Origin of the sequence: Methylobacterium sp. Leaf117 (assembly GCF_001422985.1) — a bacterium.
GTDB lineage: Bacteria > Pseudomonadota > Alphaproteobacteria > Rhizobiales > Beijerinckiaceae > Methylobacterium.
This window is the reverse complement of sequence record NZ_LMNL01000034.1, coordinates 794164-809281: the sequence shown is the minus strand read 5'-3', so window position 1 is coordinate 809281 and position 15118 is coordinate 794164. Positions and strand designations below refer to the sequence as shown.

The window sequence follows — 15118 nt, the reverse complement described above, 5'->3', positions numbered from 1 at the left end:
AGCGTCCGTGGAAGCGGCGGGCCGACGGAGCGCCGGGCGATGCGTGCGCCCGACAGGAACCACCGGGCGCGTTAATTTCCGGTGTGGCGCCCCGTGAATGAGGCGCGCTGTTGCGGGCTCTAGTCTTGTTTTCGCCGGGCGCCCGTACGGCGGATCTTGAGAGCGACAAGTCTTGGGCGGAGTCAACAGGCTCGGACGGGCACAGGTCGGTTTCCAACAATTGGAGCTGCCGGGCCGCGTCGCTTTCGGCTATGGAACGCGACACCCGTGGAAATCGCGCCGGCTCCGGGTCGGCGACCCCGCGCGATCGGAGCGTTGAGGATGTCTCGGCCGGCAGTGGTTCCCAGCGTCATCGAAACGACGACCTGCGTCGAACCCCGGCAGGCGTTCGCGTTCTGGCGCGCCACCGCGCTGGCGCCCTTCGGCGACGTGGAGCGGGTCCAGGCGCGGGCGCCCTTCCAGGCCAGGCGGCTGGCCGTGGCCGCGGCGGACTGGGCGCTGACGCACACGGCGAGTTCGCCGGTGGGGTTGCGGTTCGGCAGCGGCCATATCGACCGGAACGCCCCCGAGCAGGTCGCCATCGCCCTGGCCCTCGACGGGATCGGCTACCAGGAGCAGCACGACCGCGGCGGGCGGATCGCCGCCGGCGACATCAGCTTCCTGGTCCGGAACCGGCCCTTCATGGCCGGGTCCCAGAACGCCTACGAGGAACTCCGCATCGCCGTACCGCGCCGGATGTTCGAGGCGTGGTTCGGCGATGCCGATGCCTTCTCGGGGCGGATTCTGGCGAGCCGACCCGCGATATCCGCCTTCGCGCCGCAGTTCCGCGCCTTCGCGAGCTCGGTGCGGGCGATGTCCCACGGCGAGGCGGACGCGGCCCTGGACAGCCTGCTGCACCTGCTGCGGGGCCTCGTCCCGGAGGCGGCCGGCCGGTCGCGGAGGGAGCTGTCGCGGGATGCGGTGATCTCCCTGGCGCGGGCGCAGATCGAGCGGCGGCTGCACGACCCGGGCCTCTGCCCGCGGCAGATCCACACGGCGCTCGGGCTGTCGCGAACCCAGCTCTACCGGGCCTTTGCCGAGACCGAGGGCATCGCGGCGGAGATCCGGACCGCGCGCCTGACCCATGCCTACCGCCACCTGGCCTCGCCGGACAACGACGGCCTGAAGATCGCCACCATCGCGTATGGCTGCGGCTTCACCGACGTGCCGACCTTCAACCGCGCCTTCCGCCGGCGCTTCGGCTTCCCGCCCGGCGATCTTCGCAGTCGTGATCCAAGCCTGCGTGATCCAAGCCTGCGTGATCCAAGCATCCGTGATCCAAGCATCCGTGATCTTGGCGCCCGACGCTCCGGAGACGCACCGTCGGACGGGACATCCTCTCACGGCAGGTGATACGACACGCCCGCGATCAGCGCCTTCTCCTCGGTGTTGATGGTCCGGCGCGGATCGCCGCCGAACTTGTTGTGCCAGTACTGGAAGCCGGCGAACACCTCGAAGCGGTGGGGCGTGCCGGCGACGAGCTGGCCGACATCCAGCACCAGGTTGGTCTGCGACACGAACTCGACCTGGGTCTCGTTCTCGTTGATGCGTCCGTAGCGGCCCTTGGGCAGGATCACGGTGTTGAAGCCGGCGAGCGACAGGGGCAGCCCGGTGAAGCTCAGGGGCAGCGCATAGGTCAGCTCGAATTCCGGCGTCATCCGGTATTCGACGCTGCGGAAGCGGCCCACCGCGAAGCCGTTGCGCGAGAACTCCTTGTAGGCCTGGACCTTGAGATTCACGTATCCGGCCGGCACGTCGAACGCGAAGTTGAGGCCGAAGGTGCCGGCGCGCTTCTCGGAATCGAAGGTCGTGTCCTTGGTGTTGATGTCCGCCCCGAAGGACAGCCCGATATCCTTGACGAGGCCCGGGATGCTGAAGGCGTCGGTGTCGAAGATCTGGTTCCCGCTGAGGACGCCCCGGTAGATCAGGTAGAACTCGGTCGCGCCGACGCCGGGGAAGTTGCCGAACTTGTCGCCCGCCGGGTCCTGGGACCCCGAGCGCAGGATGTCGAGGGAGAGCAGGTTGGTGCCGTAGGTCCAGGTATTGGCGTGGAACAGGTTGACCACGTTCTTGGGCACCGCGCGGGGCTCGCGCCGGCCGTCCGGGCCCTGGACGCTGATCCCGGGCTCGGCGGACGGCCCCTGGAACCGGTAGCTGATGATGGTGTCGGAGAAGCTGAAGAGCGAGGGCGCGGGCGGTGCCGCGACCGGCCCCACGGGCGGCGCTGGCGCTGCGGGCCCGTCCGCGGCCGACGCGGTTCCGATGAGGCTGACCCCCGCGAGGCCAAGACCCGCGAGGCCAAGACCGGCAAGGCCGAGCCCCGCAAGGCCGAGCCCCGCACGGACATGCCCGCGGCAGGCCAGAAGCAGGCCCCGGCGGGCCGCACACGTAAGCATCGACGTCTCTCCCGTGAATGTCCAAGTCCCGATAAGCCGCCCCATCGGTCGGGCTCGCCGGTTCGGCGCCTGTGCGCCGCCGCGCCGCAGCGCGGGCCGACAGCGGTCGAGCCGGGCTCGTCGCGGTCGTGGTTGATGTCGCCGCTCCGCCTTCGCATCCGGCCGGCCGATCGTCGCCGGGCGCACCATGAACCCGGCTCGGGCGCCGGGCACGGGTCGCATGCGTTGCGAAGCCTGCCGCCGCGCGATCGCTTCGACAGATCGCCGGGGCAGGGTATTCGGTGAACGAGGGCGTTCGATGCCGGGCCGCGAGCCCGCGCGATCCGGCCCTATTTCAGCGGACAGGCGGCGCCGCTGGCGATCCAGGCCGCCACCAGGGCACCGGCCTCGGCCTGCGTCCCGGGCGCCGGCGTCCGGCCGTATCCGGGCGCCCAGGCCCATCCGACCAGGGTGTCCTGGCCGATGTGGTGCAGGAGGTCCTCCACCTTGCGCTGGCCGTTGCGCGCCGGATCCTTGATCTGCTCGCAGATCTCGGCGACGCTTCTGCCCTCCCAGGCCATCGAGCGCGGGGCGAGGTGCCAGTCGGAATGCCCCGGCATCCGTCCGGGCTCGAAATTGGCGGCGCCGTGGCAGCTCCCGCAACGCATCGACGCGGTGCCGAAGCCGTCGGGCCCGCGGAACACCGGCGGCTGGTGGGGCCGGCTGTGGTCGCCCTGCCGGGGCCGGTCACCGGCCGGATGGCAGTTGGTGCAGCGGGGACTGGTCAGGACCTTGCCGAGTTCGGTGAAGATCGCCGCCGAGCGCGTGTGGGTGTCGGCGATCGCGTCGAAGCTCTGCGGCGGGGCGAGCCGGCCGGCCGGAACCGGCTCGGCCGCATCGACCCGAACCAGGCACACGGCGAGGACGGCCGCCGCGGCGAGGCCGCGGGTCCGGAGGGAAGAGGTCATCGGCCGGGCTTTCAGAGGAGGTAGCGCTGGGGTTCGGCCAGGATCACGGAGCGGACCGCCTCGTGATATTTGACGTAACCGGTGCAGCGACAGAGATGGCCGTCGAGGGCTTCGGCGATGGTGGATTCCACGTCCGCCCGGGCCACCGGCGTCCGGGCCAGACGCTCGAGCAGCACCTGGCCCTCGTTGAGGAAGCCCGGCGTGCAGTATCCGCACTGGAACGCGAAGTGGTGGATGAAGGCCTTCTGCAGCACGCTGAGCTCGTCGCCCTTGGCGTGCCCCTCGACCGTGCGGATCGTCTTGCCGTTGAAGCTCACGGCCGGGACGATGCAGGTCGGGCTGGTGGAACTCGTCCCGTCCGGTTCATCGACGATGATGGCGCAGCTCAGGCACTGCGCCGCGCCGCAGCCGAACTTGGTGCCCGTCATCCCGAGATATTCGCGCAGGAAGTCGTTCATGGTGAGGTCGTCGCGGACCTCCGTCGGACCATGGACCCGACCGTTGATGGTGATGACCAGTGCCGTCACGCCAGGGCTCCCTTGAGCATGGTGGGGGTGACCGGAAGCGAGTAGAAGCGGTGGCCGGTCGCGTCGAAGATGGCATTGAGGATGGCGGGCACGACGGGGATCATGACCACCTCGGCGATGCCCTTGGGCGGCTCGTCGGCGGAGACCGGCGGCAGCAATTCGATCTCGAGATCGTGCAGCGGCAGGTCCGATCCACGGGCCACCACGTACTGGCCGAGATTCCACTGGCCGTTGCCGGGGCCGCCCTCGTAGAGCGGCAGGGTCTCCAGCAGGGTGTAGCCGACGCCCATGGCGAAGCCGCCCTGGGCCTGGCCCCGCACCACTTCCGGGACCAGGGCGCGGCCGCATTCCACCACCGAATAGGCCTTGGCGATCCGGATCGCCCCGCTGGTCCGATCGATCTCGACGCGCACGACGGTGCCGCACTGGGCTCCGAAGGTGGTGCCGATCCGGTTGTTGCTGGTGGGCGGGAACGCGACGGCGACGCGGGCGACCCGTTCGAACGGGCCGGCGCCGTGGCGGACCGCGAGGGCGTCCGCCTCGGCGCGATAGCGCTTGTCCTGGATCGGGAAGGTGGCGCTGGCGAAGGCCCACCGCGAGAAGCAGTGGGTCATCGCCCCGGTCACCAGCCGGGCCGCATGGGCCTTGGCCGCGAGATCCGGCAGGGACAGCGGCGGCAGATCGGCGAAGACCAGACGGCCCTCCTGCCACCGCGCCTCGGCCCATTGCTCGGCCCGGTGGTCGGTGGCCGGAATGTTCCACAGCGCGAGGGCCGCCGGCCACAGGCCGAACCGGAAGATGACGCGGGCCGCCTCGGCCGCCGCGTGGGTGCCCACATGGGCGCCGTTCGAGGCCGCGGTGGCCGAGCTGATGGCCGGAACCCAGCGGCTGTTCTTCTCGACGGCGTCCTGCGTCGCCTGATCCATCGTGTACGAATTGCCGGAGGTGACCAGCGCCAGGGCGCCGAAGGCGTCGAGCTGGCCGAGGGCGACCTCGTCGGCGAGGCCGCCGATGTGGATCGCGACCCGGCTCGCCAGCGCGGTGCCCATGCCGTTGCCCATCTCGGGCTGATCGCAGGCGATCGAGATGCGGCCCTGGGGGTCGATCTCGATGCGGCCCATGGAGCAGTCGGCGCCGGTGCCGTAATCCTTGGTGACGCAGGCGACGCCGGTGCCGACGACGATGCCGTCGCGCTTCGGCCGGGCCTTCTCCGCCGCCCGCGCCGTCCAGATCGGATGCGCCTCGAGCTTGTCGAGGAGTTCCAGCGTCCGCACCGAGACGGTGTAGCGATTGCCCATCATGGTGCGGCCGTCGGGGGCCAGGGCGTTGCGGCGGCGGAACGCGATCGGATCGAGCGGCAGCGCCGCGGCGGCCTCGTCGATCAGGGTTTCGAGCGCCGTCATGGTCTGCACGGTGCCGTAGCCGCGCATCGAGCCGGCCGTCACGCCGCGGCTGTGCAGGGCCACCGTGGTGACGTCGACCTTCGGGATGTCGTAGATGCCGATGGCCGCCGCCGCCGCCACCGTGGCGACGTTGGTCGAGAAGTTCTGGAGGCCGCCGCCGTCGAGGACGTGGTCGGCCGCGAAGGCCGTGATCTTGCCGGTCTTGCGGCTGATCCCGATCCGCGTGTGCATCTTGAAGGCGTGGCGCTTGATGCCGCCCTGGAACTGCTGGAAGCGATCATGCGCCAGGCGCACCGGGCGGCCGGGGAAGAAGATCGCCGCCAGGGTGACGTAGAGGATGAAGGGGGTGTGGTCGCGCCCGCCGAAACCGCCGCCCATATAGGCGAAATCGGCCTCGATGTGCTTGGGCTTGAACGCGGCCTTGGCCTTGCTCAGCAGGGTGGCGATGGCCTCGGCGCCCTCGTAGGGCGACTGGATGCCGAGCACCAGTTCGAGCTTTCGGCTCCGGCCGTCGTACCAGCCGAGGCCGCTCTCGGTTTCGAGGAACATCGGGTCGACCGACTGGGTCTCGAAGCGCCGGTCGAGCACCAGCAGGTCCGGGTCGGTCCCCGTCAGCTCGGCGCGGATGGCCTCGCCGTAGCGGGCCGCCTTGCCGTAGGGCTTCGAGGTCTCCCGGGCGTAGGGCTCCCAGACCGGCAGGGGCGAATGCTGCATGCGGCCCGGACTGACCCATCCGGCCAGGATCGGCGAGTAGACGTCGGGCGATTGCGGGGTCGGGCCGGCGACGCGGGTGAAGCGGAAGGCGCCGTAATTCTCGCCCTCGACCGGGCCGGTCTCGTCGCCGAACTGGACCAGGGTGCCGTCGCGGAAGGCGAGGCGGGCCCGGTCGAAGGCGTCGAAGCTGTCGAAGATCAGCATCGCGAGGGGCTGGCCGAGATAGAGCGGCGTCTTGCCCACCGGACAGAACAGGTCGCCGGCATAGAAGTCCGGAACCGTGAGATTGGCCTTAGTCACGTCGTCCGCCGTCACCACCACGGTGGGCTTGAGCGGCCCGTCGAGGCGGGCGAGATCGAGGCCGAGATAGACGCGGGACGCGTCCGGCGCCCGCACCAGCAGGGCGTGGGAGGTGGTCTGCGGCCAGCCCGGCATGTCGGCGGCGCGGAAATCCGAAGCATAGAGCTTCGCCCCCGTCACCTTCGGGCTGCCGTCGATGCGACCGAGGCCGCCGGAGGCGGGATTCCAGTGGTTCCGGCCCGGTAAGGTCTCGCGGGCGGCGAAGCTGGGCTCCTGGGCGGCGGCGAGGCGGGACAGGCTGAGCGAAATACCGCTCGCGGTGACCCAAGTCATAAATTCACGGCGCGACGCGCGCATGGTCCAATTCTCCAGGTTCCGTTCGGCGTTCCATGTCGATCCGGTCGCCGCAGCCCGATCTGGAGCCGACATCTTGCAGAGCCGATCAACACCCCGCCCGCGAGACGTCCTATACGGACTCTATGAACATATATCTTAATGAAATCGATAGACGCCGAAACGCAAAACTGCGGTCAAACCGAAGCGTTGCTGATATGCCACTGATAGACGAGTTGTTGTTCGGTATAAGTTTTAAAATATATTATAGATATTGATGGTAGATATTCGCAAATTAACACATGTAATTTAACGTTATTGTCGCGTCGGCAAGGGTCCGAATAAGGACATTGTCGCCGAGGCATACTACTCGGTATCGACTTCGCTCCGGCGGACATCCTCTTCCGTGGCGCCTGCCCGCTCATGCCCGGGACAGCCCCATCCGGCACGACGCGCCGGGCGATGGGGTCCAAAGGTGTCCAAAAAGGGGGAATCGAGGCAGCCTCAGGCCGCGTGTTCGACCAGACCTGTTCTTGCATCGGCCCAGGATGGACCGGAAAGGCCGTCGGTGGTGGGCCCGGCAGGACTCGAACCTGCAACCAGACCGTTATGAGCGGTCGGCTCTAACCATTGAGCTACAGGCCCAAACCGTTGGGACAGCTTGCGTTTCGGTGTCCGGGACGATCTCCAGGACCGCACCCGCACCGGACACGCCGGGTTTGCCTAGCGCGATCCGTCAGCGGCGGCAAGGCTTCCGGCGCCCGGAGCGTGCCACGGTGGAAGACGCGGCAAGGCGGGCTCATCGAGGGAAAGGTTTGGACGGCAAGGGCCGGCGCCGTAATTCCCGAGACCGGCACGGCGGGGCAGGCATAGAGCGTCAGCCGGCTCTCGATGGTGCCCCCTGGCAGGCTGCCGGGCATCGGCGTCGAGCACGAGGCCAGCGCGACAGGCCGATGGCGTTTCCGGCGCGGCGGGCCTTGCCGAAGCCCCGCTGCAGGGTTCGGCCGGACGCCTCAGGCCGGCGGCCGGTCGGGCGCGAGGCCGAGTTGGGCATCCGCGAGAGCCTCGGCGAGAGCATCCGCGAGGGCGTCGACCTGCGCCGTGTCGTGCGCGGCCGAGAAGGCCACGCGCAGCCGGGCGGTGCCGGCCGGCACCGTCGGCGGCCGGATCGCGACGACGAGGAAGCCGCGCGCCTCCAGGGCGGCCGAGAGGGCGAGCGCCGCTTCCGCCGTCCCGACATGGACGGGCACGATCGGGCTCGTCGCCTCGGGCAGTCCGAGCCGCGCCGTGAAGCGGCGCGCCAGGACCAGGGGTCGGGCGGCGCGCTCGGGCTCCGCCTCGATGATGTCCAGCGCGCACAGGGCGGCCGCGGCCGAGGCGGGCGGCAGGCCGGTGGTGTAGACGAAGCTGCGGGCCCGGCTCGTCATGAGGTCGATGACCTCGCGCGAGGCGCAGAGATAGCCGCCATAGGAGCCCAGCGCCTTGGACAGGGTGCCCATTTCCAGGGGCGCACGGGCGCCCGCCTCCACCACGCCGAGGCCGTGGGCATCGTCCACCAGCGTCCAGGCATCGTGGGCCGCGGCGACCTCCAGGAGAGCGTCCAGGGGAGCCCGGTCGCCGTCCATGCTGAACACCCGCTCGGTGAGGATCAGCGCGCGCCCGTGGCGGCCCCTCCGCGCGACCAGGATGTCCCGCAGGTGGCCGACGTCGTTGTGGCGGAAGCGCAGCATCGTGGCACCCGAGACCTGCGCCCCCGCGAACAGGCAGGAATGGCCGAGCGCATCGATCAGGACCAGGTCCCGGGCGCCCGCCAGGGCCGGCACGATGCCGAGATTGGCCATGTACCCGCTGCCGAAGACCAGGGCGGCGGCCTTGCCCTTGTGGGCGGCGAGCCGGGCTTCCAGCGCGCCCAGCAGGGGGTGGTTGCCGGTGACGAGGCGCGAGGCCCCGGCCCCGGCTCCGTAGCGCGCCAGGGCCGCCTGGCCGGCGGCGATCACCCGGGGGTCGTCGGAGAGCCCGAGATAATCGTTGCAGGAAAACGACACCAGGGTCCGGCCGCTCCGTCGGGCGGTGACGCCGGGGCCGCGCGCGGTGTCGATCAGCCGGCGGCGCAGGGCGCGGGCCTCGAGATCGGCCAGGGTCTCGCGGGCGAACGCGTCGAGGCTGGACGGCGGGGAACCGGTATCGGACGGAGGGGCGGACATGCCGCCCGCATGGGGGCGAGCGGGACGGCCTTGTCAAGGACAGCCCGGTCTATCGCAGCGCCGCAGAGCAGCTCGGGGCCACGACGAAGCCGGACGACAAGATACGACGCGCGGGCAGTTAACCGCTTCGCAATGCGATGCTGCGTAGTTTGCTCGCCAAGGAGCGCCCTAAGCTTGGCGTTCCGGCACATTCCCGGAGTTCCGTGCCCCGCGCCGGCCCTCCCCTGACGGAGCACACCGACTCATGGCCCTCGATCTCGGCATGCCGATCCTCGTCGTCGACGATTATCAGACGATGGTCCGTATCATCCGCAACCTGCTCAAGCAGCTCGGCTTCGAAGAGGTCGACGACGCCTCCGACGGCACCGCCGCCCTGGCCCGCCTGAAGAACCGCAAATACGGCCTCGTCATCTCCGATTGGAACATGGAGCCGATGACGGGCTACGAGCTGCTGCGCCACGTCCGTGCCGACGAAGCCCTGCGCACCACGCCGTTCATCATGGTCACCGCCGAGTCGAAGACCGAGAACGTCATTGCCGCCAAGAAGGCCGGCGTGAACAACTACATCGTCAAGCCGTTCAACGCCGCCACGCTGAAGAGCAAGATCGAAGCGGTCTGCGGCGCCTGATCGATCGCCGACGCACACCGTAAGGGGGGAGCAAGGGACCATGCCACTCGCCAAGCAGGCGCGCAAAGCGAATTCCTCGCCGGACAAGCCATCACTGATCCGCGAACTGGTCGAGATCGCGGATTACATCGCGCACCTGCGCAACGAGATCGCCGCGCTCCGGGCCAACGAACTCACCCGCGACCGCTTGCCGATGGCCCATGAGGAACTCGGCAGCGTGGTGGCCGCCACGGCGGGCGCCACCAATTCCATCATGAACACGGCCGAGGAGATCCTCGGCCTGCCCGACGACAAGAACTACCGCGCCACCGTCGAGGCGCGCATGAACGACATTTTCGAGGCCTGCACCTTCCAGGACATCACCGGCCAGCGCATCGCCAAGGTGGTGGAGGCTCTGCATCAGCTCGAGAGCCGGCTCTCGCGCTTCGCCAGCGCCGTCAAGGCCAAGGACAAGGGCGGCATCGATCCGGAGGAGGTGGAGCGCCGGGTCCGCCGCGAACTCCTCATCCTCAACGGACCGCAGATCAACGGCCCGGCCGTCGCCCAGGACGAGATCGACGCCCTGTTCGCCTGATACCAGACCAGGATCACCAGACCAGAATCACCAGACCAGGCGCTCGATCACCGCATCCGGCCGGACAGCCTGACGATCGAGCCAGTCGGCGATGTCGCCGAGGCTCGCGTGCGCGGCCGAGACCCCAAGCTCCTCCGCATGGATGCCGCGCGCCACCAGCAGGCTGGGAATGCCGTAGGCCGCCGCCCCCGCGATGTCGGTGCGCAGCGCGTCGCCGACCGCGAGCACCCGGGCGCGTTCCGGCGGCACGCGCCCGTCGAGGCCGCCCGCCAGCGTCAGGGCCGCCTCGTAGACGGGACGATGGGGCTTGCCCGCGTAGGTGACGGCGCCGCCGAGGCCTTCATAGGCTTCCGCGATCAGGCCCGCGCAGGGGACGAGCTCACCCCGGCGCTCGACCACGAGATCGGGATTGGCGCAGATCATCGGCACCGCCCGCGCCCGCATGGCCTCCAGCGTCGCGCGGTAATCCTCGGCGGTCTCGCAGGTGTCGTCGAACAGGCCGGTGCAGACCACGCGGTCGGCCGCCGCCACGTCGACCAGCTTCACGTCGAGCCCGTCGAAGATCGTGGCGTCGCGCTCCGGCCCGAGATGGTGCAGGCGCTCGCCCGGATGGGCCGCGATCAGGCTGCGGGTGAGGTCGCCCGAGGTCAGGATGGCGTCGTAGGCGGCGCGGGGCACGCCGAACCCGTCGAGGATCGCCTGCACGCCGGCCCAGGGGCGCGGCGCGTTCGAGACCAGCACCACCCGGCGTGGCCGCCCCGCCTCCGGCAAGGCGCGAAAGCGCATCAGCGCGTCGCTCGCCCCCGGATGGGCGTTGGTGCCGTCATGCAGCACGCCCCAGACATCGCAGAGAATCAGGTCGTAGCGCTCCGCGATCCCCGCAAGACCGTCCAGGGTCGGAACGGGCCGGGAGGCAGCGGAACGTGCGGGCGTCTCGGTCATGCGGGCGGACCTGTCCTGGCGGCGGGCGTGGAGGGAGCGCCGTCCGGTTAGGCGGGACATCCCCGGAAATCAACGCCGCCCGCGGTTCGCCGGTCTCGATCTCCGATCCCCGGCGCCGATCGCTCCCGAAGGGCCCGGCGTCCAGGCGCGCCTCAGCCGGCCCGGCGCAGGAAATCGCGAAACGGGCGGCGCTGCGGCGGCGGCTCCGGGTCCTCGTTCGGCGGCGGCGCAGGCTCCGGCGCTTCGGGCGGGGCGTTGAGCACCTCGGCGCGCACCACCCGGGCGGGGGCGAAGACGATCCCCTGCGCCAGCGGCACATCGAGTTCGATCAGATCGGGCACGTCGGTCTCGCGCTCCACCTGCTCGGCGACGAGGCGGATGCCCGCCCGTGCCAGCGACGCCACGAGATCCTCGAGGGCGATGTCGGGCATCGCCTGGCGGGTGCCCGGACGCAGCAGCAGGTCGACCGGCACCTTCACCTGGGAGACGCCCCGGTCGGCCAGGGCCAGGGGGTCGAGGCGCAGGTCGAGGGGCCGGTCCAGGATGAAGCCGATGCGGCCGCGCAGGTCCGCCAGCGCCCCGGCCTGCTCCGCGTCGAGGCTGCGCCAGCTCAGCTGCGGCAGAGCCAGCATCACCCGCCCGGACAGGTCCGGCTCGCCCTCGACGAGGCGGCCGAGGGAGCGCAGGAAACCCGGCTCGAACAGCGAGCGCGGCGACAGCCCGTAGGCCACCGCCGCCAGGCTGCCGCGCCCGGCGAGATGACGCGCGATGGTGGCGACGCGCTGGAGCATGCGGCGGTCGAGATCGGTGGTGCGGCCATGGCGCTCCAGAACCGGCACGAAGGCCTCGGCTCCCAGGGAGTCTCCCGCGAGGCGCAGGCGCGCCACGGCCTCGTAGGACACCACCTTGCGCTGCGGCAGCGACACGATGGGCTGGAGATGAACCTCGAGCCCGTCGCCGTCGTAGGCCGCGACCAGGGCCGCGTCCCCGGTCGGTTCGACCCGGCCCAGGGCGCGCGGGGTCCAGGGGGTTGCCGGGACGGCGGCGGGCCGGCGGGCCGGCTCCGCCTCGGCGACGCGGGTCGCCGGGCGCAAGTCGGGTTCGAAATCGGGGGCGATGCCTCGCGACGGGGGTGGCGAAGCCGGGGGAACCGGTGGGGCCGCCTTGAGCCCGGCGATCTCGCCATCCTGGGCCGCCACCACCGCCGCCAGTTCCCGCACGATCCCGCTGAGCAGGCCGATCTCGGCCGTGACCTCTTCGAGCCCTGCGTTCAGATCCTGGCTGTCGAGGAAATGCGGGCTATCGAGACCGGGAGGCGCAGCGCTCGCGGGAAGCCCGGCCTCGACGGCGCGGACCTGCTGCTCGGCCAGGGCCCGGGTGACCGTCTCCAGGCGCACCAGGCGCTGCGACAGCACGTTGACCTCGCCGGACAGCTTCTCGCAGCGCGCCGTCAGCGTGCTGGCGCGCCGATGCGCGGTGAGCGCCGCCACGAGGCCGAGCCCGGCGAGCCCGAGGCTCGCCCCGAGCGGGCTGAACACCGCCAGCGGCCCGAGGAGGCTGAGCCCGAGCAGGGAGAAGGCCCACAGGCTCGTACGCCGGCCAACGATCCGGGCCATCGGGGTCTTCGATCCTCGAAACATGAAACCAGGGCGCGTGCCGGCCCGCGCCCGCACGCAGCCATTTGTTGCCGAGACGCCGCCGGCCCACAAGGGACCGCCGCCCGCCGGGAACGAATTTCCGGTGGAATGTGGCTTGGCGCGTTGTGTGCGCGCCGTTCAGGCGGGCGTTCCCCGGCAAGACCGCGTTCCGGCCCCGGGTTGGCGCACCAGGTCCGGCACCGCAGTCCAGCAACTTGCATCGGCCCGCCGCCGCATCACAATGCGGCCAACGGCACGAGAAGCCCGGAGCGCACCTCATGGACGCGACGCCATCGGACCTCCTGATACAGGTGGAGGGCATGACCTGCGACGGCTGCGTGGCGGCGGTGTGCCGGGCGATCCGGCACCTCGACCCGGAGGCCAAGGTCGCGGTCGACCTCGATCACGGCTGCATCGCGGTCACGACCACGGCTCAGGCCTCAAGCATCGCGGAGGCGCTGTCGGAGGCCGGATACACGGCCAGTGCCATCACGGGATGACACGCACCTGATCCCAAACAAAATTTTGCCTGCGAATTCAAAATTTCCGACGCGCTTTTGCTTGTCCCTTCGCGCAAATTGATGCGATCGATCCTGTGTGGCCGTTCGGCCGATCCGTACGGCCCAACGTCGACGGATCCGGTCTCTCGGCAGACGACACACGCCAGCGGATGGATCCGGCCCCGCGCCGGGCCCAACCGCGCAAGAACAATCCGGGAGAAACGCAGTATGCCCTCAGATATCGAGATCGCGCGCGCCGCCACGCTACAGCCGATCACCGAGGTTGCCGCCAAAATCGGGATTCCGGACGAGGCGCTTCACCATTACGGTCGGCACATCGCCAAGATCGACCACGCCTTCATCACGTCGCTCGAAGCCAAGCCCGAGGGCAAGCTCGTGCTCGTGACGGCGATCAGCCCGACGCCGGCCGGCGAGGGCAAGACCACCACCACGGTCGGCCTCGGCGATGCGCTCAACCGCATCGGCCAGAAGACCGTGATGTGCCTGCGCGAACCCTCCCTCGGACCCTGCTTCGGCATGAAGGGGGGTGCGGCCGGCGGCGGCAAGGCCCAGGTCGTGCCGATGGAGCAGATCAACCTGCACTTCACCGGCGACTTCCACGCCATCACCTCGGCGCACAGCCTGGCGGCCGCGCTCATCGACAACCACGTCTACTGGGCCAACGAGCTCAACATCGACGTGCGCCGCATTCACTGGCGCCGCGTGGTCGACATGAACGACCGGGCGCTGCGCGCCATCACCCAATCGCTCGGCGGCGTCGCCAACGGCTTCCCGCGCGAGGACGGCTTCGACATCACCGTGGCCTCCGAGGTCATGGCGGTGTTCTGCCTCGCCAAGGATCTGGACGACCTCGAGGCGCGCCTCGGCCGCATCGTCATCGCCGAGACCCGCGACCGCAAGCCGGTGACGCTCAAGGACGTCAAGGCCACGGGCGCCATGACGGTGCTGCTCAAGGACGCCCTGCAGCCGAACCTGGTGCAGACCCTCGAGGGCAACCCGGCCCTCATCCATGGCGGCCCCTTCGCCAACATCGCCCATGGCTGCAACTCGGTGATCGCCACCCGCGCCGGCCTGAAGCTCGGCGACTACGTGGTCACCGAGGCGGGCTTCGGCGCCGATCTCGGCGCGGAGAAGTTCATCGACATCAAGTGCCGCCAGGCCGGCCTGAAGCCTTCGGCCGTGGTCATCGTCGCCACCGTGCGCGCCCTCAAGATGCATGGCGGCGTCTCGAAGAAGGAACTCGGCTCCGAGAACCTCGGCGCCCTGGAGAAGGGCTTCGCCAACCTGGCCCGCCACGTCAGCAACGTGCGCAGCTTCGGCCTGCCCGTGGTCGTCGGCGTCAACCACTTCTACGCCGATACCGATGCCGAGCATGCCAAGCTCAAGGAGCTGTGCCGCGACCAGCTCCAGGTCGAGGCCATCACCTGCAAGCATTGGGCGGAGGGCGGCGCCGGCGCCGAGGAGCTCGCCCATGCGGTGGTCAAGCTGGCCGAGGGCGAGCAGAAGCCGCTGACCTTCGCCTACGAGACAGAGACCAAGCTCACCGACAAGATCCTCGCCATCGCCACCAAGCTCTACGGAGCCGGCGACATCCAGGTGGAATCGAAGGCCGCCACCAAGCTCGCGCAGTTCGAGAAGGACGGCTACGGCCACCTGCCGGTCTGCATGGCCAAGACGCAGTACTCGTTCTCCACCGACCCGAACCTGATGGGCGCCCCCTCCGGCCACCTCATCGCGGTGCGGGACGTGCGCCTCTCGGCGGGTGCGGGCTTCGTCGTGGTGATCTGCGGTGAGATCATGACCATGCCGGGCCTGCCCAAGGTCCCGGCCTCGGAAGGCATCCACCTCGATGCCAACGGGCAGATCGAAGGCCTGTTCTAGCACGGGAAGCCCCCTCCCCCGTCGGCGGGGGAGGATGGCCCCGGCGTGATCCGGCGCACGGCCCGTGCTAGC

At 70.0% G+C, this 15118-nt stretch carries 12 protein-coding genes and 1 tRNA gene; 5 read left to right on the top strand and 8 right to left on the bottom strand.

Annotated features, from left to right (window positions below):
• Window positions 1-321 precede the first annotated feature (321 nt).
• The gene (locus tag ASF57_RS18395) at window positions 322-1392 is read left to right on the top strand and encodes a helix-turn-helix domain-containing protein (protein WP_082504114.1); all 1071 of its coding nucleotides are present in this window, start codon (window positions 322-324) and stop codon (window positions 1390-1392) included.
• Here ASF57_RS18395 and ASF57_RS18390 read toward each other — a convergent pair.
• The 6 genes from ASF57_RS18390 to ASF57_RS18365 form a co-directional block, all read right to left on the bottom strand.
• A complete protein-coding gene (locus ASF57_RS18390) occupies window positions 1380-2435 on the bottom strand; it encodes a hypothetical protein (RefSeq protein WP_056187705.1) in 1056 nt (351 codons plus the stop codon). The two genes, ASF57_RS18395 and ASF57_RS18390, sit on opposite strands and share 13 nt — an antisense overlap.
• Before the next feature lie 329 nt (window positions 2436-2764).
• Window positions 2765-3382 carry a hypothetical protein gene (locus ASF57_RS18385; protein ID WP_056187701.1) on the bottom strand — a complete coding sequence of 206 codons (618 nt, stop codon included), beginning with the start codon at window positions 3380-3382 and terminating at the stop codon, window positions 2765-2767.
• Between the two features lie 11 nt (window positions 3383-3393).
• On the bottom strand, window positions 3394-3909 hold the full coding sequence (locus ASF57_RS18380; RefSeq protein ID WP_056187700.1) for a 2Fe-2S iron-sulfur cluster-binding protein: 516 nt from the start codon (window positions 3907-3909) through the stop codon (window positions 3394-3396).
• The gene (locus ASF57_RS18375) at window positions 3906-6683 is read right to left on the bottom strand and encodes a molybdopterin cofactor-binding domain-containing protein (protein WP_056187697.1); all 2778 of its coding nucleotides are present in this window, start codon (window positions 6681-6683) and stop codon (window positions 3906-3908) included. Before ASF57_RS18375 ends, ASF57_RS18380 begins: the two co-directional genes overlap by 4 nt.
• 545 nt (window positions 6684-7228) lie before the next feature.
• A tRNA-Ile gene (locus ASF57_RS18370) sits at window positions 7229-7304 on the bottom strand.
• Between the two features lie 368 nt (window positions 7305-7672).
• Window positions 7673-8863, bottom strand: coding sequence for an 8-amino-7-oxononanoate synthase (locus tag ASF57_RS18365; RefSeq protein WP_056485722.1), 1191 nt, complete (start codon window positions 8861-8863; stop codon window positions 7673-7675).
• A gap of 244 nt (window positions 8864-9107) precedes the next feature.
• Here ASF57_RS18365 and ASF57_RS18360 point away from each other — a divergent pair, with 244 nt between their 5' ends.
• Together ASF57_RS18360 and ASF57_RS18355 are read left to right on the top strand one after the other, a co-directional pair.
• Window positions 9108-9491: a response regulator gene (locus tag ASF57_RS18360; RefSeq protein WP_018046001.1), complete on the top strand. Its 384-nt coding sequence runs from the start codon at window positions 9108-9110 to the stop codon at window positions 9489-9491.
• 40 nt (window positions 9492-9531) lie between these two features.
• Window positions 9532-10065: a protein phosphatase CheZ gene (locus ASF57_RS18355; protein ID WP_056187692.1), complete on the top strand. Its 534-nt coding sequence runs from the start codon at window positions 9532-9534 to the stop codon at window positions 10063-10065.
• A gap of 27 nt (window positions 10066-10092) precedes the next feature.
• On the opposite strand, the gene ASF57_RS18350 is transcribed toward ASF57_RS18355, so the two are convergent.
• Complete coding sequence (locus ASF57_RS18350; RefSeq protein ID WP_056485719.1) at window positions 10093-11007, bottom strand: TIGR01459 family HAD-type hydrolase; 915 nt, start codon at window positions 11005-11007, stop codon at window positions 10093-10095.
• Between the two features lie 152 nt (window positions 11008-11159).
• A complete protein-coding gene (locus ASF57_RS18345) occupies window positions 11160-12623 on the bottom strand; it encodes an EAL domain-containing protein (RefSeq protein WP_082504113.1) in 1464 nt (487 codons plus the stop codon).
• Between the two features lie 299 nt (window positions 12624-12922).
• Between ASF57_RS18345 and ASF57_RS18340 the strand changes: the two genes are divergently transcribed.
• On the top strand, window positions 12923-13144 hold the full coding sequence (locus ASF57_RS18340) for a heavy-metal-associated domain-containing protein (RefSeq protein WP_056485713.1): 222 nt from the start codon (window positions 12923-12925) through the stop codon (window positions 13142-13144).
• Between the two features lie 228 nt (window positions 13145-13372).
• On the top strand, window positions 13373-15046 hold the full coding sequence (locus ASF57_RS18335; RefSeq protein ID WP_056485710.1) for a formate--tetrahydrofolate ligase: 1674 nt from the start codon (window positions 13373-13375) through the stop codon (window positions 15044-15046).
• Window positions 15047-15118 lie beyond the last annotated feature (72 nt).